Source organism: Nocardioides palaemonis (genome assembly GCF_018275325.1).
Classification (GTDB): domain Bacteria; phylum Actinomycetota; class Actinomycetes; order Propionibacteriales; family Nocardioidaceae; genus Nocardioides; species Nocardioides palaemonis.
This window is the reverse complement of sequence record NZ_JAGVQR010000001.1, coordinates 751639-778005: the sequence shown is the minus strand read 5'-3', so window position 1 is coordinate 778005 and position 26367 is coordinate 751639. Positions and strand designations below refer to the sequence as shown.

Annotated in this window: 26 protein-coding genes; 17 read left to right on the top strand and 9 right to left on the bottom strand. The window is 71.7% G+C overall.

Annotation, left to right across the window (positions count from 1 at the left end):
• Window positions 1-19: 19 nt before the first annotated feature.
• Complete coding sequence (locus tag KDN32_RS03685) at window positions 20-448, top strand: DUF6542 domain-containing protein (protein ID WP_211730753.1); 429 nt, start codon at window positions 20-22, stop codon at window positions 446-448.
• A gap of 185 nt (window positions 449-633) precedes the next feature.
• Here the strand turns inward: KDN32_RS03685 and KDN32_RS03680 are convergent, their stop codons facing one another.
• Window positions 634-1257, bottom strand: coding sequence for an L-threonylcarbamoyladenylate synthase (locus tag KDN32_RS03680; RefSeq protein WP_211730752.1), 624 nt, complete (start codon window positions 1255-1257; stop codon window positions 634-636).
• 7 nt (window positions 1258-1264) lie between these two features.
• Window positions 1265-2263, bottom strand: coding sequence for a 4-hydroxy-3-methylbut-2-enyl diphosphate reductase (locus tag KDN32_RS03675; protein ID WP_211730751.1), 999 nt, complete (start codon window positions 2261-2263; stop codon window positions 1265-1267).
• A 47-nt stretch (window positions 2264-2310) separates the two neighbouring features.
• Here KDN32_RS03675 and xseA point away from each other — a divergent pair, with 47 nt between their 5' ends.
• The gene (xseA, locus tag KDN32_RS03670) at window positions 2311-3561 is read left to right on the top strand and encodes an exodeoxyribonuclease VII large subunit (RefSeq protein ID WP_211730750.1); all 1251 of its coding nucleotides are present in this window, start codon (window positions 2311-2313) and stop codon (window positions 3559-3561) included.
• Window positions 3554-3766, top strand: a complete 213-nt coding sequence (locus KDN32_RS03665; RefSeq protein ID WP_211730749.1) for an exodeoxyribonuclease VII small subunit — start codon at window positions 3554-3556, stop codon at window positions 3764-3766. The genes xseA and KDN32_RS03665 overlap by 8 nt, the downstream gene beginning before the upstream one ends.
• 49 nt (window positions 3767-3815) lie before the next feature.
• Here KDN32_RS03665 and KDN32_RS03660 read toward each other — a convergent pair whose 3' ends face one another.
• Window positions 3816-4358, bottom strand: a complete 543-nt coding sequence (locus KDN32_RS03660) for a DUF4245 family protein (RefSeq protein WP_211730748.1) — start codon at window positions 4356-4358, stop codon at window positions 3816-3818.
• 167 nt (window positions 4359-4525) lie between these two features.
• On the opposite strand from KDN32_RS03660, the gene KDN32_RS03655 reads away from it, so the two are divergent.
• From KDN32_RS03655 to glpX, 5 genes are read left to right on the top strand one after another with little or no spacing between them, the layout of a single operon-like run.
• On the top strand, window positions 4526-4933 hold the full coding sequence (locus tag KDN32_RS03655; protein WP_211730747.1) for a TOBE domain-containing protein: 408 nt from the start codon (window positions 4526-4528) through the stop codon (window positions 4931-4933).
• Window positions 4930-5694, top strand: a complete 765-nt coding sequence (gene modA / locus KDN32_RS03650; protein ID WP_211730746.1) for a molybdate ABC transporter substrate-binding protein — start codon at window positions 4930-4932, stop codon at window positions 5692-5694. The genes KDN32_RS03655 and modA overlap by 4 nt, the downstream gene beginning before the upstream one ends.
• Entirely contained in the window at window positions 5691-6482 is a 792-nt protein-coding gene (gene modB, locus KDN32_RS03645) for a molybdate ABC transporter permease subunit (RefSeq protein WP_307853689.1), read from the top strand. Before modA ends, modB begins: the two co-directional genes overlap by 4 nt.
• A complete protein-coding gene (locus KDN32_RS03640; protein WP_211730745.1) occupies window positions 6479-7444 on the top strand; it encodes a sulfate/molybdate ABC transporter ATP-binding protein in 966 nt (321 codons plus the stop codon). Before modB ends, KDN32_RS03640 begins: the two co-directional genes overlap by 4 nt.
• Before the next feature lie 10 nt (window positions 7445-7454).
• Entirely contained in the window at window positions 7455-8471 is a 1017-nt protein-coding gene (glpX, locus tag KDN32_RS03635; RefSeq protein ID WP_211730744.1) for a class II fructose-bisphosphatase, read from the top strand.
• Here the strand turns inward: glpX and KDN32_RS03630 are convergent.
• Entirely contained in the window at window positions 8436-9266 is an 831-nt protein-coding gene (locus KDN32_RS03630; protein ID WP_211730743.1) for an esterase/lipase family protein, read from the bottom strand. The two genes, glpX and KDN32_RS03630, sit on opposite strands and share 36 nt — an antisense overlap.
• 92 nt (window positions 9267-9358) lie before the next feature.
• Between KDN32_RS03630 and KDN32_RS03625 the strand changes: the two genes are divergently transcribed.
• Complete coding sequence (locus KDN32_RS03625) at window positions 9359-10288, top strand: alpha/beta fold hydrolase (RefSeq protein WP_211730742.1); 930 nt, start codon at window positions 9359-9361, stop codon at window positions 10286-10288.
• 6 nt (window positions 10289-10294) lie between these two features.
• Here KDN32_RS03625 and galK read toward each other — a convergent pair whose 3' ends face one another.
• Window positions 10295-11389 carry a galactokinase gene (galK, locus tag KDN32_RS03620; protein ID WP_307853687.1) on the bottom strand — a complete coding sequence of 365 codons (1095 nt, stop codon included), beginning with the start codon at window positions 11387-11389 and terminating at the stop codon, window positions 10295-10297.
• A 155-nt stretch (window positions 11390-11544) separates the two neighbouring features.
• Between galK and KDN32_RS03615 the strand changes: the two genes are divergently transcribed.
• From KDN32_RS03615 to KDN32_RS03600, 4 genes are read left to right on the top strand one after another with little or no spacing between them, the layout of a single operon-like run.
• Window positions 11545-12831, top strand: coding sequence for an extracellular solute-binding protein (locus KDN32_RS03615; RefSeq protein WP_211730740.1), 1287 nt, complete (start codon window positions 11545-11547; stop codon window positions 12829-12831).
• Entirely contained in the window at window positions 12828-13778 is a 951-nt protein-coding gene (locus KDN32_RS03610) for a carbohydrate ABC transporter permease (RefSeq protein WP_307853685.1), read from the top strand. Before KDN32_RS03615 ends, KDN32_RS03610 begins: the two co-directional genes overlap by 4 nt.
• A 1-nt stretch (window position 13779) precedes the next feature.
• A complete protein-coding gene (locus KDN32_RS03605; protein WP_211730739.1) occupies window positions 13780-14619 on the top strand; it encodes a carbohydrate ABC transporter permease in 840 nt (279 codons plus the stop codon).
• 7 nt (window positions 14620-14626) lie between these two features.
• On the top strand, window positions 14627-15886 hold the full coding sequence (locus KDN32_RS03600; protein WP_211730738.1) for an ABC transporter ATP-binding protein: 1260 nt from the start codon (window positions 14627-14629) through the stop codon (window positions 15884-15886).
• 636 nt (window positions 15887-16522) lie between these two features.
• Here KDN32_RS03600 and KDN32_RS03595 read toward each other — a convergent pair.
• Window positions 16523-18388, bottom strand: coding sequence for an alpha-amylase family protein (locus KDN32_RS03595; protein ID WP_211730737.1), 1866 nt, complete (start codon window positions 18386-18388; stop codon window positions 16523-16525).
• 72 nt (window positions 18389-18460) lie between these two features.
• Window positions 18461-19546, bottom strand: coding sequence for an ABC transporter ATP-binding protein (locus KDN32_RS03590; protein ID WP_211730736.1), 1086 nt, complete (start codon window positions 19544-19546; stop codon window positions 18461-18463).
• Window positions 19547-19855: 309 nt separating this feature from the next.
• Between KDN32_RS03590 and KDN32_RS03585 the strand changes: the two genes are divergently transcribed.
• The 3 genes from KDN32_RS03585 to KDN32_RS03575 all read left to right on the top strand — a co-directional run bounded on the left by KDN32_RS03585 (window position 19856) and on the right by KDN32_RS03575 (window position 23247).
• The gene (locus KDN32_RS03585) at window positions 19856-21241 is read left to right on the top strand and encodes an ABC transporter substrate-binding protein (protein ID WP_211730735.1); all 1386 of its coding nucleotides are present in this window, start codon (window positions 19856-19858) and stop codon (window positions 21239-21241) included.
• A gap of 93 nt (window positions 21242-21334) precedes the next feature.
• Entirely contained in the window at window positions 21335-22303 is a 969-nt protein-coding gene (locus tag KDN32_RS03580) for a carbohydrate ABC transporter permease (RefSeq protein WP_211730734.1), read from the top strand.
• Entirely contained in the window at window positions 22300-23247 is a 948-nt protein-coding gene (locus KDN32_RS03575; protein WP_211730733.1) for a carbohydrate ABC transporter permease, read from the top strand. Before KDN32_RS03580 ends, KDN32_RS03575 begins: the two co-directional genes overlap by 4 nt.
• Here KDN32_RS03575 and KDN32_RS03570 read toward each other — a convergent pair.
• Complete coding sequence (locus tag KDN32_RS03570) at window positions 23237-24625, bottom strand: GH1 family beta-glucosidase (protein WP_211730732.1); 1389 nt, start codon at window positions 24623-24625, stop codon at window positions 23237-23239. The genes KDN32_RS03575 and KDN32_RS03570 overlap by 11 nt on opposite strands.
• 35 nt (window positions 24626-24660) lie before the next feature.
• On the opposite strand from KDN32_RS03570, the gene KDN32_RS03565 reads away from it, so the two are divergent.
• On the top strand, window positions 24661-25704 hold the full coding sequence (locus KDN32_RS03565) for a LacI family DNA-binding transcriptional regulator (RefSeq protein ID WP_211730731.1): 1044 nt from the start codon (window positions 24661-24663) through the stop codon (window positions 25702-25704).
• On the opposite strand, the gene KDN32_RS22785 is transcribed toward KDN32_RS03565, so the two are convergent.
• Window positions 25698-26345, bottom strand: a complete 648-nt coding sequence (locus KDN32_RS22785; RefSeq protein ID WP_211730730.1) for a DUF1707 SHOCT-like domain-containing protein — start codon at window positions 26343-26345, stop codon at window positions 25698-25700. The genes KDN32_RS03565 and KDN32_RS22785 overlap by 7 nt on opposite strands.
• Window positions 26346-26367 lie beyond the last annotated feature (22 nt).

Here is a 26367-nt window from a genome sequence, read left to right as displayed (position 1 = left end):
CGGACCTAGGTTGAGGCACGTGACGCACGCCGAGCCGTACTGGCAGGCCGGGCAGGAGCCCGGCCGTCAGGTCGTCGCCCTGGGCGTCGCGGTGATCCTCACGGCCGTCGCCGTCGACGTGCTGCTCGTCGGCCGGCTGACGATCTTCTTCGACCTCTGCTTCACCGCGGCGTGCCTGCTGCTCGCGACCCTCGTCCGACGGCGCGACTTCCTCCTCGTCGCGTTCCTCCCGCCGCTGCTGATGACGGTCGTCGTCGCGTTCCTCGCCCTGGTCGCCCGCGACGTCGTCGCCGACCCCGCCGACAGCCTGCTGCAGGCGGTCGTGTCCGGCGTCGCCACCCACGGCGTCGCCCTCGGTGCCGGCTACGCGTTGTGCCTGGCCTGGCTGGGCTGGCGGCTGCACCGCGGCGGCAACCTCGTCGCCGAGCTCAGCCGCGAGCTCACCTGACGCCGACCGGCCCGACATGCCGGGGCAGCGGTGACCCACCCACATTCCGCCGCAAGCAAAGGTGGCTCAGCCACCGCTCACCCGCACGCCGCAGCCCGACATGCCGGGTAGCGGTGCCCCACCCACGTTCCGCCGCGGGGAAAGGTGGCTCAGCCACCGCCAGCCAGCGCGAGGAACGGGGGAGGTCAGTCCTCGAAGCGGGAGACGTCGCCGGCGCCGTGGCGCACGACGACCGGCTCGGCCTCCGACCAGTCGATCACCGAGGTCGGCTCGGCGGTGACCTCGCCCGACTCGATCACGATGTCGACCACGTGGTCGAGATCCTCCTTGATCTCCCAGCCCATGGTCCGCGCCTCGGTCTCGCCGGGCAGGATCAGGGTGCTGGTGAGCATCGGCTCCCCGAGCTCCTCGAGCAGCGCGCACACCAGCACGTGGTCGGGGATCCGGACGCCGACCGTGCGCTTCTTGGGGTGCATGAGCCGCTTCGGGACCTCGCCGGTCGCGGGGAGGATGAAGGTGTACGGCCCCGGGGTCGTGGCCTTGATCGCCCGGAACGCGTTGTTGTCGACGTGGACGAAGTGGCCGAGCTGGGAGAAGTCCTTGCACATCAGCGTGAAGTGGTGCCGCTCGTCGAGCTCACGGATGCGCAGGATCCGGTCGCGGCCCTCGCGGTTGCCGAGCTGGGCGCCGAGCGCGTAGCCGGAGTCGGTGGGGTAGGCGATCAGCGCATCGTCGCGCAGCGCCTCCACCACCTGGGTGACCAGGCGGCCCTGCGGGTTGTCCGGGTGGATGTCGAGGAAGCGGGCCATCGGCGTCTCAGGCCTTCTGGGCGGCGCGCAGGTCGCGGCGCAGCTCGGGCGGCAGCGCGAAGATGAGCGACTCCTCGGCCGAGTGCACGGCTCGCGCGTCGGGGTAGCCCCGCTCGGACAGGAACGCGAGGACGCCCTCGACCAGGTCCTCCGGGACCGACGCCCCCGAGGTGACCGACACCGTCTCGACGCCCTCGAGCCAGGCCTCGTCGATCTCGGTGTGGTCGTCGACGAGGTACGACGCCTTCGCGCCGGCCTCGAGCGCGACCTCGACCAGGCGCACCGAGTTCGACGAGTTGCGCGAGCCGACCACGATCACCAGGTCGGCCTCGGCCGAGATCTCCTTGATCGCGAGCTGGCGGTTCTGCGTGGCGTAGCAGATGTCGTCGCTCGGCGGGTCGAGCAGCAGCGGGAACTTCTCACGGATCGCGGCCACGGTCTCGAGCGTCTCGTCGACGCTGAGGGTGGTCTGCGACAGCCAGGCGACCCGCGCCGGGTCGCGCACCTCGATGCGGGCGACGTCGGCCGGGCTCTCCACCAGCTGGATGTGGTCGGGCGCCTCGCCGGCAGTGCCCTCGACTTCCTCGTGGCCCGCGTGGCCGATGAGCAGGATGTCGTAGTCGTCCGCCGCGAACCGCTTGGCCTCGTGGTGCACCTTCGTCACCAGCGGACAGGTCGCGTCGATGGTCTTCAGGCCGCGCTCGGACGCCTGGGCGTGCACGGCGGGCGAGACACCGTGGGCGGAGAACACCACCGTCTGGCCCTCGGGCACCTCGTCGAGCTCCTCGACGAAGATCGCGCCCCGCGACTCGAGGTTGGCGACGACGTGCTTGTTGTGCACGATCTGCTTGCGGACGTAGACCGGCGCGCCGTAGAGGTCGAGCGCCTTCTCGACCGTGATCACGGCCCGGTCGACGCCCGCGCAGTAGCCGCGGGGAGCCGCCAGCAGGACGTTGCGGGCGGTCTCGGGGTCGAGGACCGGGGGCAGGCCGAGGTCGGTGCTCATGGGGTCGAGTCTACGGGCGTGTCCGTCCCCTCCCCTATCCTCGCCGCGTGCCCACCCTCCGCGACGCCACGGCCGAGTCCCCGGCTCCGGTGCGGGCCGTCGCCAACGCCGTCGCGCAGTGGATCGACCGGCTCGGCGGCGTCTGGGTCGAGGGCCAGGTCGCCCAGGTCACACGGCGCCCGGGCATGCAGACCGTCTTCATGACCCTGCGCGACACGGTGGCCGACATCTCGGTCACGCTCACCTGCTCGCGCACCCTCTTCGACTCGATGAACCCGCCGCTGGTCGAGGGCGCGAGCGTCGTGGTCCACGCGCGCCCGAGCTTCTACGCCAACCGCGGCTCGTTCTCCCTCGCCGCCCGCGAGATCCGCATGGTCGGACTCGGCGAGCTGCTCGCGCGGCTCGAGCGCCGCCGCCAGCTGCTCGCCGCCGAGGGCCTGTTCGCCCCCGAGCTCAAGCGCGACCTGCCCTTCCTGCCCACCCGCGTCGGCCTCGTCACCGCACCCAACAGCGCCGCCGAGCGCGACGTCCTGGAGAACGCGCGCCGGCGCTGGCCGGCGGTGCAGTTCGAGGTCGCCTACGCCGCGATGCAGGGCCAGCGCTCGGTGACCGAGGTCATCGAGGCGCTCGAGCGGCTCGAGCGCCACCCCGACGTCGACGTCATCGTCGTGGCCCGCGGGGGCGGGTCCATCGAGGACCTGCTGCCGTTCTCCGACGAGGCGCTGGTCCGCGTCGTCCACGGCCTGCGCACGCCCGTGGTGTCGGCGATCGGCCACGAGCCCGACCAGCCGCTGCTCGACCTCGTCGCCGACGTCCGCGCCTCGACGCCCACCGACGCCGCCAAGCTCGTCGTCCCCGACATGGCCGAGGAGGCGCACGGGGTCGCCTGGGCGCGCGACCGGCTGCGCCAGGTGATCACCCAGCGGATCGCCCGCGAGCAGGACTGGCTGCTGCAGCTGCGCTCGCGCCCGGCGATGGCCGATCCGAGGAACCTGCTCGACGCCCGCACCGACGAGCTCGACGCCCTCCTCGCCCGCGCCCGCCGCACCCTCTCGCACCGCCTCGACCGGGCCGCCGACGACATCGGCCACCAGCGCGCCCGCGCCCAGGCCCTCTCTCCCCTGGCGACCCTGCAGCGCGGCTACGCGGTGCTCCAGGACGCCGACGGACACGTCGTGACGTCGGTCGCCCAGGCCGCCGTCGGCTCCGCCGTGTCGGTCCGGGTCGCGGACGGCCGCATCCACGCCACCACCAGCGGCATCGAGCCGCACGACGTCGAGGAGGACGCCGATGAGTGACGCCCCCGCCCAGCAGCCGAGCTACGAGGAGGCGCGCGAGGAGCTCGTCGAGGTGGTCCGCACCCTCGAGGCCGGCGGCACCACCCTCGAGGAGTCGCTCGCCCTGTGGGAGCGCGGCGAGGCGCTCGCCAAGGTCTGCCAGGAGTGGCTCGACGGCGCGCGGCGCCGGCTCGACGAGGCGATCGGCCCCGACGCCGAGGACTGAGCCCCCGCTCCGCCGGTCGAGGAGGGACGAAGTCCCGTCACGAGACCCCTCAGCGGGTCAGCAGCCCCACGTAGGCCTCGACGTCGGCGACCGGCGCCGACCCGTAGACCAGCAGCGCCTCACCGTCGAGGTCGGCGGAGAAGCCGTGGTCGCCCCCGTCGTCCGACCACGTCTGCCAGGTGTCGGTGACCCCGGACGGCACGTCCGCGTCGTCGCCCTGCTCGGCCTTCTCGTCGACGTAGAGCTCGACGAGGTCGTCGACCGAGGAGGTCTCCTCCTGGCGGATGCCGATGAACTTCCCGTCGTCGGTGAGCACGCCGAGCCCCCAGCGGGGGTCGTCGCCGGCGGCCAGGTCGACGCTCGTCGCCGTCCAGCCGGCCGGGAGCTCGCGCGGGTGCACCACCGCGAAGCCGGCCTGCTCGGCGAGGCCGACGCTGGCCTGCCAGTCGACCGGCTCCGGAGTCGTCTCCTCGGCCTCGCCGCGGAACAGCCCGCGCCAGGTCACGAACGCGACGACGACGGCCACCGTGACGATCAGCGCCCCCGCCATGCCGCTGAACGACCGGGTGTACCGACTGGGCTGCTCACTCACGCCCCTCATTCTCCCCACCGCCCGGTAGCCCGTGTCACTCGGCACCGTCCGGGGACGCCGAGTGGCGCCGTCCGACACGGACGGCCGGCAGGAGACACGAGGGGCACCGACCTGCACGTGCGGACGAGCTGCGCACCAAACAACCGCACGTGCGGCATACTCCTCCCGTGATCACCTACCGAATCGCGGAGGCGGCCGAGATCCTGGCCGTGAGCGACGACACCGTACGCCGCTGGGTCGACGCCGGGCGGATCCCCTCGCAGCGCACCGAGGGCCGCACGACGGTCGCGGGCACCGACCTGGCCGAGCTCGCCGAGCAGCTCGTCACCTCCGGAGAGGTCGCCGAGCGCGACCGCACCCACGCCAGCGCCGTCAGCGCCCGCAACCGGATGAGCGGCATCGTCACCCGGGTCAAGCGCGACCAGGTGATGGCGCAGGTGGAGATGATCTGCGGCCCCTACCGGGTCGTGTCCCTCATGAGCAGCGACGCCTCGGACGAGCTCGGCCTCGAGCCGGGCGTGCGCGCGATCGCCAGCGTCAAGTCCACCAACGTCGTCGTGGAGGTCCCCCGATGAAGCGCACCCTGACCGCCCTCTCCCTCGCCCTGCTGCTCCCGCTCGCGGCGTGCGGCAACGACGACACGACCGAGGGCGCCGACGGTGGGTCGGACAGCGGCGGCGAGCTCACGGTGCTCGCCGCAGCGTCGCTCACCGACGTCTTCGACCAGCTCGCCGGACCCTTCGAGGAGGAGCACGACGCGACCGTCACCTTCTCCTTCGGCTCGAGCACCGACCTCGCCGAGCAGGTGGCCGACGGCGCGCCCGGCGACGTGCTCGCCACCGCCGACGAGACCTCGATGGGCATCGCGGAGGACGCCGGGGTGACCGGCGACGTGCAGACCTTCGCCACCAACGTGCTGACGATCGTCGTGCCGAAGGGCAACCCGGCCGGCATCGAGTCGCTCGACGACCTCGACGGCGCCACCTGGGTCCGCTGTGCCGACGAGGTGCCGTGCGGCAAGGTCGCCCTCGCCGTGCTCGACGACAACGGCATCACCGCCGAGCCCGCCAGCCTCGAGGAGGACGTGCGCGCGACCCTCGACAAGGTGATCTCGGGCGAGGCCGACGCCGGTCTCGTCTACGCCACCGACGCGGTCGCCGCGTCCGACGACGTCGACGCGATCGAGATCCCCGGCGCCGACGCGGAGCTGACGTCCTACTACGCCGCGACCCTCGACCAGGCCGGTGACTCCGGCCTCGCGGCAGACTGGGTCACGTGGATCACGTCGGAGGAGGGCCAGTCGATCCTGGGCGACGCCGGCTTCGGCAGCCCGTGAGGGACCGCCTCGGGAGGCCGCCGGCGCTCCTCGTCGCACCGGCGGCCCTGGCCACGCTGCTCCTGCTCGTCCCCCTCGTCGCGATGGTCGCCGCCACCAGCTGGCGCGACCTCCCGCGCCACCTGACGTCGACGGCCGCCCTCGATGCCCTGCGCCTGTCGCTGGTCACCTCGACCGCGGCGATCGCGGTCTGCCTGCTGCTCGGGCTGCCGCTCGCGTGGCTGCTCGCGCGGGTCGACTTCCGCGGACGCGGAGCGCTGCGGGCGCTGGTCACCGTGCCGCTGGTGCTGCCGCCGGTCGTCGCGGGCGTGGCGCTGCGCGCGGCCTTCGGACGTACGGGCGTGGTGGGCGCGCCGCTGCTGGAGTGGACCGGGTTCGCCTTCCCGTTCACCACGTGGGGCGTGGTGCTCGCCCACGTGTTCGTCTCGATGCCCTTCGTCGTGATCGCGATCGAGGGCGCGCTGCGCTCGGCCGACCCGCGCTTCGACGCCGCAGCAGCGACGCTCGGCGCGACGCGCTGGACGACCTTCCGCCGGGTGACCGTGCCGCTCGCCCTGCCCGGCGTCGTCGCCGGCACCGTGCTCGGCTGGGCGCGCTCGCTGGGCGAGTTCGGCGCGACGATCACCTTCAACGGCAACTACCCCGGCACCACCCAGACGATGCCGACGCTGATCTACGTCACCCGCCAGGCCGACCAAGACGCCGCGCTGTCGCTCAGCCTGGTGATGCTCGTGGTGTCGATCGGCGTCCTGGTGGCCCTGCGCGACCACTGGCTGGGCACGCCGTGAGCGCCTCGCTGCACGCCGACCTGCGGGTGGCGGACCGCGTCGCCGCCGCGTTCACCGTCGAGCCCGGCGAGGTGCTGGCCGTCATCGGCCCCAACGGCGCCGGCAAGAGCAGCCTGCTGCACGCTCTGGCCGGGCTGGTCGAGGTCGAGGGGTACGCGCTGCTGGGTGACGACGACCTGCTCGCGCTCCCGGTGCGCGAGCGCGGCGTCGGCCTGGTCTTCCAGGGCCAGCTCCTCTTCCCGCACCTCAGCGCGCTCGACAACGTCGCGTTCGGCCGCCGCTCCCGCGGCGAGCCGCGCGCCGCTGCCGAGGCGGTCGCCCGCGGCTGGCTCGAGCGCTTCGGCATCGCCGACCTCGCCGGCCGCCGCCCGCGCGAGCTGTCCGGCGGCCAGGCCCAGCGCGTCGCGATCGCCCGCGCGCTCGCCACCGACCCCGCCCTGCTCCTGCTCGACGAGCCCTTCACCGGCCTCGACGTGTCGGTGCAGATGGCGCTGCGGATCGAGCTCGGACGGCACCTGCGCGACTTCCCCGGGATCGCGCTGCTGGTCACCCACGACGCCATCGACGCCCTCACCCTGGCCGACCGGGTGCTGGTCCTCGACGGCGGCCGGGTCGCGCAGGCCGGCCGGCCGGCGGAGGTGGCTGCCGAGCCGCGCACCTCGCACGTCGCCCGGCTGGTCGGGCTCAACCTCGTCGACGACGGCGAGGAGCTGATGGCCTTCCCGCCCGACTCGGTGGTCGTCTCGCTCGACGAGCCCGTGGGCTCCTCGCGCCTGCGCTGGCGCGGGCAGGTGGCGACGGTCGCGCCGCACGGCGACTCCGTACGCCTGCTCGTGCACGCCTCCCCCGACCTGCTCGCCGACGTGACCCCGGCCGCCGCGACCGAGCTCGGGCTGGCGCCGGGCCGCGAGGTCTGGCTCTCCGCGAAGGCGACGGCCGTCAGCCGGTACGCCGCCCGCTAGCATGCGCGACATGAGCGCCACCTCCTCCCAGCTCGCCCCGAAGCCCGACCGCAACCTCGCCCTCGAGCTGGTGCGGGTCACCGAGGCGGCCGCCATGGCCGCCGGCCGCTGGGTCGGTCGCGGCGACAAGAACGACGCCGACGGGGTCGCCGTCGAGGCGATGCGCGAGATGATCTCGACGATCGGGATGCGCGGCGTCGTCGTGATCGGCGAGGGCGAGAAGGACAACGCCCCGATGCTCTTCAACGGCGAGGAGGTCGGCGACGGCACCGGCCCCGAGTGCGACGTCGCGGTCGACCCGATCGACGGGACCACGCTGACCGCCAAGGGCATGAACAACGCCATCGCCGTGCTCGCGGTGTCGCCGCGCGGCACGATGTACGACCCCAGCGCGGTGTTCTACATGGACAAGCTGGTCACCGGACCCGAGGCGGCCGACCGCGTCGACATCCGCCTGCCGGTCAAGGAGAACATCTCCCGCGTCGCGAAGGCCAAGGGCATCTCGGTGCACGACGTCACCGTGGTGCTGCTCGACCGACCGCGCCACGCCCGGCTCGTCGAGGACATCCGCGAGACCGGCGCCCGCATCAAGTACATCACCGACGGCGACGTCGCCGGCGCGATCATGGCGGCCCGCCCCGACACGGGCATCGACCTGATGCTGGGCGTCGGCGGCACGCCCGAGGGGATCATCGCCGCCTGCGCGATGAAGTGTCTCGGCGGCAAGATCCAGGGCAGGCTCTGGCCGCAGGACGACGACGAGCGCCAGCGCGCGCTCGATGCCGGGCACGACCTCAGCGCCGACTTCGTGCTGGAGACCGACGACCTCGTCACCGGCGACGACGCGTTCTTCGTGGCCACCGGCATCACCGACGGCGAGCTGATGCGCGGCGTGCGCTACCGCGGCGAGGGCGTGACCACCCACTCGCTGGTGATGCGCTCGCGCAGCGGCACGGTCCGCTCGATCACCGCCGAGCACCGGCTCTCCAAGCTACGCGATCTCTCCGCGATCGACTTCGACAGCTGAGCCCCCACCGGGCCGCAGCGCAGAGGCCACGAGGGTGATCACGGCGGGGTCGAACGCCATCCCGACGTGCGACGAACGCACCTCGACGGTCTGCGCGGCCGGGTCGAGGCAGGCGCGCCAGTCGACGATGCCGTCGCGGCGCGAGTAGATCGCGGTGAAGTCGACGCCGTCGGGGAGCGGGCTGCGGGTCTGGTCGAAGCTCTCCTCCGCACAGCGCCCCGCCACGCAGTCGGCGGCCATCAGGTTGCGCATCCCGGCCCGGTTGAGCCGCACCAGCAGGTCGACGCTGCGCGCGAGCGAGGCGTGGTGGGCGCCCGGCGCCAGCACCGGGCTTCCCATCGTGACGATCCCGGCCACCAGGTCGGGCCGGCGCGCGGCCACGCCGCGGGCGAGCATCCCACCGAGGCTGTGGCCCACGACGCGGGCGCGCGTGCCGCGCCGCTGGACGAGCTCCTCGAGCCGCTCCTCGAGCTGGGCCGCGGCGGCGAGCGTGCAGCCGACGTTGGCGCGGACGTCGGCGCGGTAGGTGCGGAAGCCGAGGTGGCGCAGGGTGCGGCTCATCGGCGCGAGCGAGGAGTCGCCGGCGAGGAACCCCGGCACCAGCAGCACCGGCTCGCCCACCCGTACGGGTGCGGAGCCGAGGGGCGTACGCCGTCGCGACCCGCGCGACGACCACGCGTGGACGGCGTACCGGCCGCCCTCCAGCAGCGCCGATCCCTCGCGCAGCACGGCCCCCACCGCCGGCTGGGCGAAGCCCTCCGGGGTGAGGAACGGCGCGACTGTGCGCTGGGTCACAGTCGTCGAACGTAGCGGAGAACCCCCTGCGAATGGGGGATGTGGGTCACCTTGCGCTGTTTTGGGGACGCCGGTCGTGTTCACTGGAGGGCATGTCCCCCGCACGTCGCACCTCCTCCGAGGCCCCCGTCGTCTCCGACGAGCTGCTCGCTCCGGTCGGCAACGACGTCGAGCTCTGCTACCAGACCTTCGGCGACCCCGATGCCGAGCCGCTGCTCCTGGTGATGGGGCTCAGCGGCCCGATGACGTGGTGGGACCGGACGTTCTGCGAGCAGCTCGCGGACGCCGGCTTCCACGTCGTGCGCTACGACAACCGCGACACCGGGCGCTCCTCGCGGATCCGTGCCCGGGTGAAGCGGGGCCACCTCGTGCGGGCGTTCGCCGGCCGCCGGGTGCGCCCGCCCTACACGATGGGCGACCTCGCCGGTGACGCCGTCGCCCTGCTCGACCACCTCGGCCTCGACTCCGCCCACGTCGTCGGCGTGTCGATGGGCGGGATGATCGCCCAGACCGTCGCCGTCGAGCACCCCACGCGGGTGCGGTCGCTGACCAGCATCAGCTCGACCACCGGACGGCGCAGCGTCGGCTGGCAGCACCCCGCCCTCCTCCCCCGGCTGATCGCGCCGCGCAGGGCCGGGCGCGAGGCCTACGTCGAGAGCAGCGTCGCGATGTGGTCGCTCATCGGCTCGGCCGGCTACCCCAACGACCCCGAGGCGCTGCGCACCCGGGCGGGCGACACCTTCGACCGCGGCGTGAGCGCCAGCGGCGCCGTGCGCCAGATGCTGGCGATCCTGACCCAGCCCGACCGCACCCCGCGCCTGCGCAGCCTGCGGGTGCCGGCGCTCGTCATCCACGGCACCGCCGACAAGATGGTCCACGTCAGCGGCGGTCGCTCCACCGCTGCTGCGATCCCGGACGCCGAGCTGCTGCTCGTCGAGGACATGGGCCACGACCTGCCGGCCGAGCTGTTCGCGACCTTCGTCGAGGCGATCTCGCGCACGGCCGACCGCGCCGCCGGCTGACCGGAGTCAGTCGAGCCGGCGGGCGCCCGCCTCGGCGGTGGCGGTGAAGAGCACCGGGGCCGCGAAGCCGGCGTCGGCGAACGCGCGGCGCACGGCGCCCCCGGCCGCGTCGACGTCGTCCTCCGGCACGAGGCCGATGACGCAGCCGCCGAAGCCGCCGCCGGTCATCCGGGCGCCGATCGCGCCCGCCTCGTGCAGCGCGTCGACCGCGAGGTCGACCTCGGGCACGGTGATCCGGAAGTCGTCGCGCATCGAGGCGTGCGACGCGGTCAGCAGCGGGCCCACCTCGTCGAGGCGACCGGCGCCGAGCAGGTCGACCACGGCCAGCACGCGGGCGTCCTCGGTGACGACGTGGCGGGTGTAGCGGCGCAGCTCGTCGTCGTGGAGCTCGGCGAGCGCGTCGCCGAGCCCGTCCTCGGTGACGTCGCGCAGCGCCGGTACGCCGAGTCGGCGCGCCGCCTCCTCGCACCCGCTGCGCCGCGCGGCGTACTCGCCGTCGACGAGCCGGTGCGGCGCCTTCGTGTCGACGACCAGCAGCGCGAGCCCGGAGGCCAAGGGGTCGAACGGGACGGCCTGCGAGGTGAGGTCGCGCATGTCGCAGAACAGCGCGTGGCCGGCCTCGCCGCGGAGGCTGACCAGCTGGTCCATCCCGCCGGTCGGTGCACCGACCGCGTCGTTCTCCACCCGGCGGCTCAGCGACAGCAGCCCGGCCGGGTCGAGCCCGAGCCCGAGGTGGGCGTCGAGGGCGGAGACGACCGAGCAGACCAGCGCGGCCGACGACGACAGGCCCGCGCCGGTGGGCACGTCGGAGTCCACGGCGATCCGCAGCGGCGGGACCTCCACGCCGTCGTCGTGGAGCAGCCACAGGGCGCCCAGGACGTAGGTCGCCCACTCGGCGACGTCGTCGCGACCGGTCAGCCCACCCGGCTCGACGACCACCTCGTCGTCGGTCTGGGCGGAGGTCACGGTCCACCCCGACGCGGCGTCCTCGACGGTCGCGGTACAGCCCTGCGCGAGCGCGACGGGGAGCACGAAACCGTCGTTGTAGTCGGTGTGCTCACCGATCAGGTTGATGCGTCCGGGCGCGAAGAAACGCGTCACGACAGGCCTCGCAGTCACACGTAGGGGCGGTTGCCAAACCCTATCGGGTGCAGATAGACCAGTGGTCCGGTCATCGACAGCGGGGAGGGCGCATGCGAGCACGACCAACGACCCGAGGAGACCGGACGGGAGGTCGACCACCAACGCGGCGGGTCGTGGCGTCGCTGGCGACCGCGGCCCTCGCGAGCAGCCTGCTCGCTGCCTGCGGCGGCGGGGACGGCACGCCCCAGCTCAACTGGTACGTCAACCCGGACGGCGTGGACACCTTCCGGACGTACGCCGACGAGTGCAGCACCGACGACTACGACATCGCCGTGCAGCAGCTGCCCGCCAGCGCCACCGACCAGCGCACCCAGCTCGCGCGGCGCCTGGCGGCGAAGGACTCCTCGACCGACATCATGAACCTCGACCCGGTGTTCGTGGCGGAGTTCGCCAACGCCGGCTGGCTGCAGGAGGTCCCCGAGGAGGTCGCCTCGAAGATCACCGACGGCGGTGACTACCTCGAGGGCGCCGCCGACACCGTCACGTGGGACGACACGGTCTTCGCGATCCCGCTCTGGGCCAACACCCAGGTCCTCTGGTACCGCAAGTCCCTCGCCGACGCGGCCGGGCTCGACATGAGCCAGCCGGTGACCTGGGACCAGGTCATCGACGCGGCCGCGCAGGAGGGCGGCACCGTCGGGGTCCAGGCCAACCGCTACGAGGCCTACGTGGTGTGGATCAACGCGCTGGTCCAGGGCGCCGGCGGCGACATCGTCTCCGACACCGAGGCCGGACGCGACGCGAAGGTCGACCTCGACTCCGAGGCCGGCCGCGACGCGGCGGCGGTGATCAAGAAGCTCGCCGACAGCGACGCCCGGCAGGCCGACTTCACCGTGTCCAACGAGGGCACCAGCCTGGGGCAGATGTTCCCGGCCGACGGGCCAGGCGAGTTCATGACGAACTGGACCTTCGTCTACGCCAACTACAAGGGCCTGGTCGGCAAGCCCGGCGGACCGGCGGACGAGCAGGAGTTCGAGGACCTCGGCTGGGCGCGCTACCCCCAGACCGTGCAGGGCGAGACCTCCAAGCCGCCGATCGGCGGCATCGACATCGGGGTCGGCGCCTACTCCGAGCACCCGGACTGGGCGATGGAGGCGGCGCAGTGCATCACCTCCACGAAGGCGCAGGTCGACCTCGCCATCAACGACGGGTTGATGCCCTCGACGAATTCCGCCTACGACGAGGTCGCCTCCAGCGGTGAGTTCCCCGAGGACCTGCTCGAGCTCTACCGCACCAGCGTCGACGAGGGCGGTCCGCGGCCGAAGAGCCCGTTCTACAGCCAGATCTCCAGCGCCGTGCAGTCGGTCTGGCACTCCCCCACGTCGGTCGACCCCGACTCGACGCCGAAGGAGTCGGCGCGGTTCCTCGCTGACGTCCTGGCCGGAAAGAGGCTGCTGTGACGAGCACGACCGTGGCACCCGACACCGACCGGAAGACCCGGCGCACGGACAAGCCCGAGGCGAGCGACCGCGCCCGGGCCGAGAACAGCCTGGGCATGAAGCTCGTGGCCCCGGCGATCTTCCTGATGCTGCTCGTGACCGCGTTCCCGATGCTGCGGGCGCTCTACCTCAGCCTCTACAACTACAGCCTGACCGCGCCCGAGGAGCGCGACTTCGTCGGGATCGACAACTACGTCACAGCGCTGACCGACAGCCTGTTCTGGCGCGACACCCTCAACACCGTGCTGATCATGGTGGTGACCGTGGCCGTCGAGCTCGTCATCGGCTTCGTCTTCGCGATGGTCATGCACCGCGTGATCTTCGCCCGCGGCGTCATCCGGACCTCGATCCTGATCCCCTACGGCATCATCACCGTGGTCTCGGGCTTCGCCTGGCAGTTCGCGTTCAGCAACAACAACGGCTTCGTGAACGGCTGGCTGCCGCTGATCGGCGACGACTTCAACTGGTTCGGCCAGTACGGCAGCAGCATCGTGGCGATCATGGTCTCCGAGATCTGGAAGACCACGCCCTTCATGTCGCTGCTGCTGCTGGCGGGGCTGGCACAGGTCTCCGAGGACATGCTCGAGGCGGCGAAGGTCGACGGCGCCACGTGGTGGCAGCGGCTGTGGAAGGTGATCCTGCCCAACATGCGCTCGGCGATCATGGTCGCGGTGCTGTTCCGGGCCCTCGACGCCTACCGCATCTTCGACAACATCTTCGTGATGACGGCAGGCGCCAACGGCACGGAGTCCGTGTCGTTCCTGACCTACCGCCAGGTGATCGAGCAGTTCCAGCTCGGCATCGGGTCCGCGCTGTCGGTCCTGCTGTTCCTGTCGGTCCTGCTGATCGCGTTCCTCATCGTGAAGATCTTCCGCGTCGACCTGGCCGCGGCGCGGCAGGAGGGCTGACATGAGCACCAAGAACAAGATCGGCGTCGTGGTCGGCGCAGTCCTCATCCTGGTGTGGTGCCTGCTCCCGGTGGCGTGGATCATCTCGCTGTCGTTCAAGAGCCAGGACGCCATCACCAACGGCAGCCCGGGCTTCCTGCCCTCCGAGGGAGGCGGGGCGGGCTGGCAGAACTACTCCGACGTGCTCGCCGACGAGCAGTTCCGCCGGGCGATCTTCAACTCGATCGGCATCTCGCTCATCGCGACGGCGCTGTCGGTCATCATCGCCACCCTCGCGGCCTACGCGATCGCCCGCCTCGAGTTCACCGGCAAGCGGTTCGTGCTCACCCTGGCCCTCGTGATCGCCATGTTCCCGGTGGTCTCGCTCGTCGGCCCGCTGTTCGACATGTGGCGGACCCTCGGGATCTACGACACGTGGCCGGGACTGATCATCCCCTACATGTCGTTCACGCTGCCGCTGGCGATCTGGACCCTGTCTGCCTTCTTCCGCGAGATCCCGTGGGAGATGGAGCAGGCCGCCCAGGTCGACGGCGCGACGTCGTGGCAGGCGTTCCGCAAGGTCATCGTCCCGCTCGCCGCACCCGGCGTCTTCACCGCGGCGATCCTGACGTTCTTCTTCGCCTGGAACGACTTCGTCTTCGGCATCTCGCTGACCTCGACGGAGAACGCCCGACCGATCCCGGCCGCGCTGTCGTTCTTCGTCGGCGCCGACCCGTTCAACCGGCCGGCGTCACTGCTGGCCGCCGGAGCCGTCGTCTCGACGATTCCGATCATCGTCATCGTCCTGCTGTTCCAGCGCAAGATCGTCGCCGGCCTCACCTCCGGCGCAGTGAAGGGGTGATCAGCTCATGGCTGGCATCGAGATGAAGAACATCGTCAAGCAGTACGGCGACGGCTTCCCGGCCGTCAACGACGTGAGCATCGACGTGGAGGACGGGGAGTTCCTCATCCTCGTCGGCCCCTCGGGCTGCGGGAAGTCCACGCTCCTGCGGATGATCGTGGGCCTCGAGGACATCACCGGCGGCGACATGGTGATCGGCGGCCGCAAGGTCAACGACCTCGCTCCCCGCGAGCGCAACCTGTCGATGGTCTTCCAGAACTACGCGCTCTACCCCCACCTCACCGTCTACGAGAACATCGCGTTCCCGCTGCGGCTGGCCGGCAAGCCGGACTCCGAGGTCGACGAGAAGGTGCGCGAGGCGTCGAAGACCCTCGAGCTCGACGAGCACCTCGAGCGCAAGCCCGGCAACCTGTCGGGCGGCCAGCGCCAGCGCGTGGCGATGGGGCGCGCGATCGTGCGCGACGCCGAGGCGTTCCTCTTCGACGAGCCGCTGTCGAACCTCGACGCCAAGCTGCGCGGGCAGATGCGCACCGAGATCTCCCGGCTGCAGAAGCGCCTGGGCATCACCACGGTCTACGTCACGCACGACCAGACCGAGGCGATGACGCTGGGCGACCGGGTGGCGGTGCTCAAGCGCGGCGTGCTCCAGCAGCACGCGACGCCGCGCGAGCTCTACGAGAACCCCGCCAACCTGTTCGTCGCCGGCTTCATCGGCTCCCCGCCGATGAACTTCCTGCCGGCGAAGGTCGACGGCAACCGGGTCGAGCTCCCCTTCGGGACGGTCACCATCCCGGAGGACAAGGCCGCCAGGGCGCGCGGCAAGGACCTGCTGATCGCCGGCATCCGACCCGAGCACTTCGAGGACGCCAGCGTCGTCGACTCCGACAAGGTCACCGAGGAGGCGACCTTCACCGCCACCGTCGACGTGGTGGAGTGGCTCGGCAACGAGGCCTACGCCTACATCCCCTTCGAGGCGCCGCCGGAGGTGGAGAAGCAGCTGCAGGAGCTCGAGCGCGACCTCGACGGTGAGTCGCTGCGCACCCAGATGGTGATCTCGCTCGACGGCGCCAGCCGCATCAGCGAGGGCGACGAGGCGAAGATCTGGGTCGACGCCCGCAAGATCCACCTCTTCGACCCCTCGACCGGCGAGAACCTCACGATGGACGCCGACCGCGCCGGGATCGTGCCGGGCGGCAACGCGATGGCGAAGGCCGAGGAGGTCGGCGAGGAGCAGGACGACGTGGCGCAGGCGGAGAAGACCACCTGACCGAGCGTCCACCCAGGTGTCCGGCCCCGCAGGTCGGCGCGTGACGAGGCCCCGGGAGCACCGCTCCCGGGGCCTCTGCCGTCTCACGAGCCTCGAAATCTGCGACCACCCCACCCCTCGCTGGTTGAGGTGCGAGGAGCGCCAGCGACGAGCCTCGAAACCCGCGAGCACCCCACCCCTCGCTGGTTGAGGTGCGAGGAGCGCCAGCGACGAGCCTCGAAACCCGCGAGCACCCCTCCCCTCGCTGGTTGAGGTGCGAGGAGCGCCAGCGACGAGCCTCGAAACCCGCGAGCCCGGCGCAGTGGTTTCGAGGCTCGCTGCGCTCGCACCTCAACCACCGAGACTGCGCGCCGACCTCCGAGAACCCTCGCCGGTTGAGGTGCGAGGAGCGCCAGCGACGAGCCTCGAAACCCGCGACCACCCCTCCCCTCGCTGGTTGAGGTGCGAGGAGCGCCAGCGACGAGCCTCGAAACCCGCGAGCACCCCTCCCCTCGCTGGTTGAGGTGCGAGGAGCGCCAGCGACGAGCCTCGAAACCCGCGAGCCCGGCGCAGTGGTTTCGAGGCTCGCTGCGCTCGCACCTCAACCACCGAGGGGCTGCGCTCGCACCTCAACCACCGAGGGATCGCGCTCGCACCTCAACCACCGAGACCGTCGTGAAGCCACGCCGAGGCGTACGGCCCCAGGCGCACCGCCCCGTCCTGGAGGTCGGGCGCCGTCCCGGTGAGCGCGTCGCGCAGGCCGGGCACGTGCAGTCCCAGCCAGTGCAGCACGTCGGCGGCGACCCAGGCCTCCTCGTCCGACACGTTGTGCGCCGCCAGCAGCGGTCCCTCCGGGTGCCGGCGCACCACCAGCAGGACCCGCGGGTCGCGCGGGTCCCACACCTCGGTGGGCACCGCGGCGTGCAGGTGCGGGAGCGTCCGGCGCACCTCGACGAGGTGCCGCAGGCCGGCGGTGATGCCGTGCGGGTCGGTGCCCCGCTCGACGACGTCCCACGGCATCGGCGGGCGGTGCACCCACCGGTTGTCGGCGGCGTGGTCGGGGTCGTCGGCCCACCCCTGGTCGTTGAGCAGGCCGAGCTCGTCGCCCATCCAGATCACCGGCAGCCCGCCGTAGGACAGCACGATCGCGTGCGCGAGCAGGATCCGCGCGGCCGCACCGGGGTCGCCGGCCTCGAGCCCGGCGAGCGAGGCCAGGGAGCCGGAGATGCGGCGGTCGCCGGTGACCTCGTTCTGCTGGAACACCAGACCCCGCGCCCAGGACCCCGGGAACATGCCGGCGTACCAGTCCGACAGGAACCGGCGGTGCAGGTGGGGGTCGAGCCCGACCGCGCGCGCGTCCTCGTCCGCGATCGCCCAGCCGATGTCGTCGTGGCAGCGGACGTAGGTGATCCAGGCGGTGGTGGACGGCGGCTGCGGGAGCTGCTGGAGCGCGCGGGTGGCGAGCCGGGTCTCGCGGGAGGCCAGCATCGACCAGACCTGCACCATCAGCGAGTTGTGGTAGGCTAGGTCGCTGACCCGTCCGGCGTGCTCGCCCACGCCGAGGTAGGCCGGCAGGTCGGCCGGACCGACGATCGCCTCGGCCTTGAAGGCCACCGCGGGCGCCGCGATCCGGGCGACCGTGCGGAGCGCCCGGGTGAGCTCGTGGACCTCGGGCTGGTTCTGGCAGTCGGTGCCGAGCCGCTTCCAGATGAAGGCGATGGCGTCGAGCCGGAAGACCTCGACGCCGAGGTTGGCAAGCGCGAGGATGATGTCGGCGAACTCGCAGAGCACCTCGGGGTTCGACCAGTCGAGATCCCACTGGTAGTGGTTGAACGTCGTCCAGACCCAGCCGTCGAGCTCGTCGTCCCACGTGAAGCTGCCGGGCGCGAAGTCGGGGAACACCTCGGGCAGCGTCGCCTCGTAGGCGTCGGGCACCTCGCGGTCGGGGTGGACGTGGAACCACGCGCGCTTCTCCGCGTCCCCGGCGCGGGCGGCGCGCGCCCACGCGTGCTCACGGGCGACGTGGTTGAGGACCAGGTCGAGGCACAGGCTGATCCCCTGCTCGCGCAGGGTGGTCGCGAGGTGGCGCAGGTCGTCGACGTCACCGAGGTCCGGGCGCACCGAGCGGTAGTCCATCACGGCGTAGCCGCCGTCGTTGGGCTCCGGACGCGGTGTCAGCAGCGGCATCAGGTGGAGGTAGCCGACGCCGAGGTCGCGCAGGTACGCCGCTCGCTCGGCGACCCCGCGCAGGGTCGCGCCGAAGCGGTCGGCGTACGCGGCGTAGCCCAGCATCGTCGGGCGCTGGAACCAGTCGGGCTCCGCCAGCCGCCGCTCGTCGAGGCGCCGCAGCTCCTCGGGCCGCGCGTCGTGGGCGGCGCGGGCGATCTCGACCAGGCGGGCGCTCACGCCCGGCACGACCTCGGGCGCGTAGACGCGCGCGAGCGTGCGGGCGAGGTCGGGCTGCAGGGCGGCGAGCCGGCCCTCGAAGGCCGTCTCGTACGGGTCGGTGGGCACGTCTGTCATCGCGGTGTGGTGGCGCGGCGGACGGCGCGTGGCCCCCGGGGCCGTCCCCGGAGGCCACGCGACGACGACGCGTCAGTCGGACAGGCGCTCGCCGGTCTCGGTGTCGAAGACGTGCACGTCGTGCGGGTCGGTCGTGACGAAGAGGGTCTCGCCCTTCTGCGGGTGCTGGCGACCCCCCACGCGCACGATGACGTTGGAGGGCGTGCCCTCGACGTCGCAGGTGCCGTAGACGAAGCTGTCCGCGCCGAGCTCCTCGACGACCGTGACCGTGACCGGCAGGCCGCCGTCCTCCGACGACACGATGCGCCAGTTCTCCGGTCGCACGCCGACGGTGACCTTGCCGGACATCTTGCGCTCGGCGGCGGGGTCGACGGGGACCTTGTAGCCACCGACCTTGACCGTGCCGTCCTCCGCGGCGACGCCCTCGAGGAGGTTCATCTGCGGGGAGCCGATGAACCCGGCGACGAAGAGGTTGGCGGGCTTGTCGTAGAGCTTGAGCGGGGTGTCGACCTGCTGCAGGACACCGAGCTTCATGACGGCGACCCGGTCGCCCATCGTCATCGCCTCGACCTGGTCGTGGGTGACGTAGACGGTCGTGACGCCGAGGTCCTGCTGGAGCCGGGCGATGTCGGTGCGGGTCGCGACACGCATCTTGGCGTCGAGGTTGGACAGCGGCTCGTCCATGCAGAACACCTGCGGCGCGCGGACGATGGCGCGACCCATGGCGACGCGCTGGCGCTGGCCGCCCGACAGGGCCTTCGGCTTGCGCTGGAGGTACTCGGTGAGCTGGAGGATCTCGGCGGCCTTGGCCACGCGCTCCTTGCGCTCACCCGCCGGCACCTTGGCCATCTTGAGCGAGAACGCCATGTTCTCCTCGACGGTCATGTGCGGGTAGAGCGCGTAGTTCTGGAAGACCATCGCGATGTCGCGGTCCTTGGGCGGGACGTTGGTGACCTCGCGGTCGCCGATGTAGATGCTGCCGCTGTTGACCTCCTCCAGCCCCGCGAGCATCCGCAGGGTGGTGGACTTGCCGCAGCCGGAGGGACCGACGAGGACCATGAACTCGCCGTCCTTGATCTCCAGGTCGATGCCGGGGACCGCTGGTTCGTCGGCGCCGGGATACCAGCGCTGGGCCTTCTCGAACGTCACTGATGCCATTGCGTGCTCCTTCACCGGCAGGTACGTGCCGGACGATCCGTGGTGGAAGGGATGCGCAGACCGGCGTGATGCCAGTCACACGTGGCGACACCCTAGCCCGTACGTCTGCGCATGGCACCCCGGCCGTCCGCCGGCCGAGAGTTACGGATTCGTGATCTGGACCACCGTTGACGTCGACACCTGCAAACGTTTTCATCTTCAGTGATGCCTGTCACACCCAGGTGCAGGCCCCACCCGAGCAGACCCGAGCAGACCCGGAGCCGGGGCTTCCCCGACGCGGTCACACCAACGAGAGGGAACACGTCCACGATGATCACCACACGAACCCGACGGGGCGTCGCCACGCTCGCCGTCCTCGCGATGTCCGGGCTCGGCCTGGCCGCCTGCGCCGACGACAGCAGCAGCGACGGGTCGAGCAACAGCGCCGGAGGCGAGGCGCCCGGCGCCGGCCAGCCCGAGTGCGCCCAGCTCGAGCAGTTCGGCGACCTCACCGGCACGACCGTCTCGGTCTACACCTCCATCCTCCCGCCCGAGCAGCAGGCCCAGGAGGACTCCTACAAGGTCTTCACCGAGTGCACCGGCGCCAAGGTCGACTACGAGGGCTCGGACCAGTTCGAGACCCAGCTCGTGGTGCGGGTCAAGGCCGGCAACGCCCCCGACATCGCCTACATCCCCCAGCCCGGCCTGCTCAAGACGGTCGTCAGCTCCGGCAGCGTCGTCGAGGCGCCCCAGGCCGTGGCCGACAACGTCGACGAGTTCTTCGGCGAGGACTGGAAGTCCTACGGCACCGTCGACGGCAAGTTCTACGCCGCCCCGCTCGGCGCCAACGTGAAGTCCTTCGTCTGGTACTCCCCGAAGATGTTCTCCGACAACGGCTGGGAGGTCCCGCAGACCTGGGACGACATGCTGAAGATCTCCGACGAGATGGTCGACATGGGCATCAAGCCCTGGTGCGCGGGCATCGAGTCGGGCGAGGCCACCGGCTGGCCGGCCACCGACTGGCTCGAGGACGCGGTGCTGCGTGAGCAGGGCGCCGACTACTACGACCAGTGGGTCAACCACGAGGTCGCCTTCGACGACGCGGGCGTCGCGGACTCCCTCGACCTCGTCGGCGGCATCCTGAAGAACGACGACTACGTCAACGGCGGCTTCGGCGACGTGAAGTCGATCGCGACGACGGCCTTCCAGGACGGCGGCCTGCCGATCCTCGACGGTGACTGCGGCATGCACCGCCAGGCGTCGTTCTACGCCGCCCAGTGGCCCGAGGGCACCACGGTGGCCGAGGACGGCGACGTCTTCGCCTTCTACCTGCCCACGACCAACGAGGACAACGGCAAGCCCGTCCTCGGCGGTGGCGAGTTCGTGGCGGCGTTCGACGACCGCCCGGAGGTCCAGGCCTTCCAGACCTACCTGTCCTCCGACGTCTGGGCCAACGAGAAGGCCAAGGCCACGCCCGGCGGCGGCTGGGTCAGCGCCAACACGGGCCTCGACATCAACAACCTGAAGAGCCCGATCGACAAGCTGTCGGCCGAGACCCTGCAGGACCCGGAGGCCGTCTTCCGCTTCGACGGCTCCGACCAGATGCCCAGCGCGGTCGGCGCCGGCTCGTTCTGGAAGGAGATGACCGCCTGGATCACCGGCGAGTCGACCTCCGACGCCCTCAAGAACATCGAGGAGTCCTGGCCCGCATCGTGAGCCGAGGGGTGGTCGGGGCGGGCGCGAGCCCGGCCCGGCCACCCCCTTCCTCGCTGTCACACCCGACCGTCGACCCGAGGGAGTGCCGACCACGTGACCACCTCCGAGAAGTTCTTCCACATGGCCATCGCCGTCCTGCTCTTCTACGGCGTGATGGCGGCCATCTTGCTGCTGACCCAACGGCTCCGCTCCCGCAACGGCGAGCGCGTCCAGGCCGCCGCGTTCCTCGGGCCCTCGCTGGCCCTCATCGGCATCGGCCTCCTCTACCCCGCCGGCGTGACGATCTACCAGTCGTTCTTCGGCGCGGCCGTCTTCGACCCGCCGTTCGTCGGCTTCGACAACTACACCGCGCTCTTCACCAACTCCCAGCAGCTCACCGTGCTGCGCAACACCCTGTTCTGGGTGCTGCTGACGCCGACGATCTCGACGATCATCGGCCTGGTCTACGCGGTCCTGGTCGACCGCGCGTCGTTCGAGAAGTTCGCCAAGGCGCTGCTGTTCCTGCCGATGGCGATCTCGATGGTCGGCGCGTCGATCATCTGGAAGTTCGTCTACGACTACAAGTCCGGCGAGAGCACCCAGATCGGCCTGCTCAACCAGATCCTCAGCTGGCTGGGCATCGACACCTACAACTTCCTGCTCGAGCCGCCGTGGAACACGTTCTTCCTGATCATCATCCTGATCTGGATCCAGGCCGGCTTCGCGATGACGATCCTCTCGGCGTCGATCAAGGCGATCCCCGAGGACATGGTCGAGGCCGCCCGCCTCGACGGGACCGGGCCGTGGCAGATGTTCCGCCACATCACCGTGCCGAGCATCCGTCCCTCGCTGATCGTCGTGCTCACGACGATCACGATCGCCACCCTCAAGGTCTTCGACATCGTCCAGACCGCGACCGGCGGCAACTTCGACACCAGCGTGCTGGCCTACGAGTTCTACCGGCAGAGCTTCGTGGCCGGCAACCAGGGCCTGTCGGCCACCATCGCGGTGGTCATCTTCATCCTCGTGGTCCCGATCGTGATCTACAACATCCGTCAGATGCGCAAGCTGGAGGCCCGATGAGCACGAGCACCCCGACCGCTGCCCAGGTCCCGGCCGACACCGCACCGGCGATCCCCGCCTCCACCGCGGCCAAGAAGCAGCTGACCAGCAGGTGGGCCTCGGCGGTCGCGCTGATCGTGGCCCTGGTGTGGACGATCCCGACCTTCGGACTGCTGATCTCCTCGTTCCGCCCCGAGGAGGACGTGAAGTCCAGCGGCTGGTGGAACTTCTTCACCGACCCGTCCTTCACCCTGCAGAACTACAAGGACGTCCTCAGCGGCGGATCCACCGGCGAGTCCCTCACCACCAACCTGATCAACACGATCGTGATCACGGTGCCGGCGGTGCTGATCCCGATCAGCCTCGCCACGCTCGCGGCGTACGCCTTCGCGTGGATCGACTTCAAGGGCCGCGACACGCTGTTCGTCGCGGTCTTCGCGCTCCAGATCGTGCCGATCCAGGTCACGCTCGTGCCGCTGCTCCAGCTCTACGTCGACCCGCCGTTCAACCTGATGCCGCTGGCCGGGCGCGACGCACCCGCGGGCGGTCTCTACGAGCTGTGGCTCTCGCACACGATCTTCGCGCTGCCACTGGCGATCTTCCTGCTGCACAACTTCATGCGGGAGGTCCCCGGCGAGCTCATCGAGTCGGCGCGGGTCGACGGGGCGGGCCACGTCGCGATCTTCACCAAGATCATGGTCCCGCTGATGATGCCCGCCATCGCGGCGTTCGGCATCTTCCAGTTCCTGTGGGTGTGGAACGACCTGCTGGTCGCCCTGGTGTTCAGCAGCCCGCAGGTCTCGCCGATGACGGTCAAGCTGGTGAGCCTGGTCGGTCAGCGCGGTGAGGACTGGCAGCTGCTGGCCTCGGGCGCGTTCGTGTCGCTGGCCATCCCGCTCGTGGTGTTCCTGGCGCTCCAGCGCTACTTCGTGCGCGGCCTCCTGGCCGGCAGCGTCAAGGGCTGACCAGCCCGGCGGCGCCGCGCCCCCGGGCCGGCGCCGCCACCTGCTCGGCGAACCAGTGGAAGGACGCCTTCGGCGTCCGCGTCAGCGAGGGAGAGGACCGGTCGACGTGCACCAGGCCGAACGTCTTCGCGTAGCCCTCGGCCCACTCGAAGTTGTCCATCAGGGTCCAGACGAAGTAGCCGCGCACGTCGGCGCCGGCCGCGCGCGCCCGCGCGACCGCGGCCAGGTGGTCGCGCACGTAGGCGATCCGGTCCGCGTCCTCGACCCGACCGTCCACGACGACCTGATCGGCGTACGCCGCACCGTTCTCGGTGATGACCAGCGGGAGGCCCGTGCGCTCGTGGGTCCGCACCAGCAGCTCCTCGAGCCCGCGCGGCTCGACCTCCCACCCGATGTCGGTGCGGGGCTCGCGCACCACCAGGTCGAGGTCGGCCACTCCCGGGAAGGCTCCCTGCTCGGGGTGGGGCGGTGCATCTCCGCGGGCGCGTCGGGGACGCACCGGCGTGTAGTAGTTGATACCCAGCCAGGCGGCCGACCCGCGCGCCGCCTCGAGGTCGCCGGGGCGGACCAGCCCGGGGTCGGCCAGGACCGGCGCCACCCGCAGCAGCCCCTCGTCGTACGCGCCGTCGACCAGCGGGTCGAGCCACACCCGGTTGCGGATCGCGTCGACGCCGTCCGCGACCGCGAGGTCGCCGGGGTCGTCGGACTCCGCCCAGACGGGCGCGAGGTTGAGCACGATCCCGGTGTGGGCGTCGCCGAGGGCCTCCGCGGCCCAGGCGTGCGACAGCACCAGGTGGTGGGCCGCGCGGTGCGCCGCCTCGCCCTCCTGCCGCCCGGGCGCGTGCACGCCGGCGGCGTACCCGAGGTAGGCCGCGCACCACGGCTCGTTGTGGGTCGCCCAGGACGTCACGCGGTCGCCGAGCCGGTCGTGCACGGCACGCGCGTAGTCGACGAAGGCCTCCGCGGTGCGCCGCTCCGGCCAGCCCCCCGCGTCCTCCAGCGGCTGCGGGAGGTCCCAGTGGTAGAGCGTGGCGACGGGCTCGATCCCCTCGGCGAGCAGCCGGTCGACCAGCCGCTCGTAGTAGTCCAGGCCACGCGGCTCGATGCGGCCGGTGCCCTCGGGCTGCACCCGCGGCCACGCGACGGAGAAGCGGTAGGCGTCCACGCCGAGGTCCCGCACGAGGGCGACGTCGTCGTCGAGGCGGTGGTAGGAGTCGCACGCGTGCGTGCCGTCGTCGCCACCGCGCACCGCGCCGGGACGGGCCGCGAAGGTGTCCCAGATCGACGGGCCGCGGCCGTCCTCGGCGACGGCTCCCTCGATCTGGTAGGACGCGGTGGCGACACCGAGGGACAGCGGGCGGGGCGAGGATCCGGTCACGTCGCCACTGTAGTGAGGTCCGGGAGGTCGCCACGATGACCGAGACCCCCGACGGACGCGGGCACGTCAACATGGCCGACGTGGCCGAGCGGGCCGGCGTGTCGATCGCCACCGTGTCCCGGGCGCTGCGCGGGCTGCCGGGCGTCAGCGCCCGCACCCGCAGCCGGGTCCTGTCGACCGTCGAGGAGCTCGACTACGTCGTCTCCCCCGCCGCGTCGTCGCTGCGCGGAGCCACCCGCCGGGTCGCCGTCGTGCTGCCGCGGCTCGACAGCTGGTTCTCCTCGACGATGCTCGCGACCGTCGAGGCGGGGCTGCGCCAGGCCGACCTCGACGTGCTGCTCTACCAGGTCGGCACCGAGGAGAAGCGCACGCACTTCTTCCGCGACCTGCCCACCCGGCGCAAGGTCGACGCGGTCGTCCTGATCACCCTCCCGATCCGGCCCGAGGAGGAGGAGCGGCTCGACCTGATGGGCGTGGAGGTGGTGGTCGCCGGCTTCCGGCTGCGCGACTTCCCGTCGGTGAGCGTCGACGACGTGGCCATCGCCGTGACGGCGGTCCAGCACCTCCTCGACCTCGGCCACACCCGCATCGGGATGATCCGCACGAGCGACACCGACGGCGCGCGGTGGGCGAGCGACCTGCACCGGCGCACCGGCTACCTCCAGGCGCTCACCGGTCACGGCATCGACCACGACCCCGCGCTGCTCGTCACCGCCCCCTACGGCGTCGACGCCGGTGCGGTGGGCATGGAGCGGCTGCTCGCGCTCGAGGACCCGCCGACCGCGGTGTTCTGCTACTCCGACGACATCGCGGTCGCCGCCGCCACCGCGGCCCGGCGGCGCGGGCTCCGGGTGCCGGAGGACCTCTCCCTCGTCGGGGTCGACGGCAACGGGCTCGGCGAGCTCTTCGACATCACCACGATCGACCAGCACGTCGTCGACCAGGCCCGCGCGGCCAGCCGGATGGTGCTCGACCTGCTCTCCGGGCGCGAGCCCGACGACACCTGCCTCACGCTCCCCGCCGACCTGGTGGTGCGTGGCTCGACGGGCCCCGCGCCCGTCCGGCACCCCGCTCAGTAGGTGCCGAGGTACTTCTTGGGGGTCCCCGGGGCGGGGAGCCGGCGCACCTGCACCGAGCCCATCAGCGCCATCCCCCGCACCCGCACCGTCGGCGAGTCCGGTCCGACCTCGGCCGGGACCTTGTCCTTCGCCTGGCCGTAGTCGCCCATGATCGGGGTGCCGTCGACGACGACGTGCATGTCGGCCGGGACGATGATCTGGACATCGCCCATGATCGCGCTCGCGTTGATCTGGGTGTCGTGGCTGCTGAGGATCGCCTCGCGCAGGTCGAGGGTCACGCTGCCCATCAGGGAGAACGCCGAGTGGTGCTCGGGCACCTGCCACACGCCGCGGCGCTTGCAGTCGCCCATGATCGCGGTCGACGAGTTGTGGCCGACCGCCGGCACGCCACCGGGTGCGCGCCGCACGGGCGCTGCGGCCGGCGGGGTGACCGGGCCGGTCGCCTGCAGGTCGAGGGTGATCGGGACCAGCTCGCCGTAGGTCTTCGCGGCCCACGTCTGCTCGAGGCGCTCCTCGAGCTCGTCGAGGTCGAGGCGGCCGTCACCGGCCGCGTCGCGCAGCACCTCCGCGACGCGCTGGCGGTCGGCGTCGGAGATGCGCATCTGCGACGGATCGTGCGGGCGGTTCTCGATCTCCCCCATGGGCCCAGACTAGCGAGCGGTC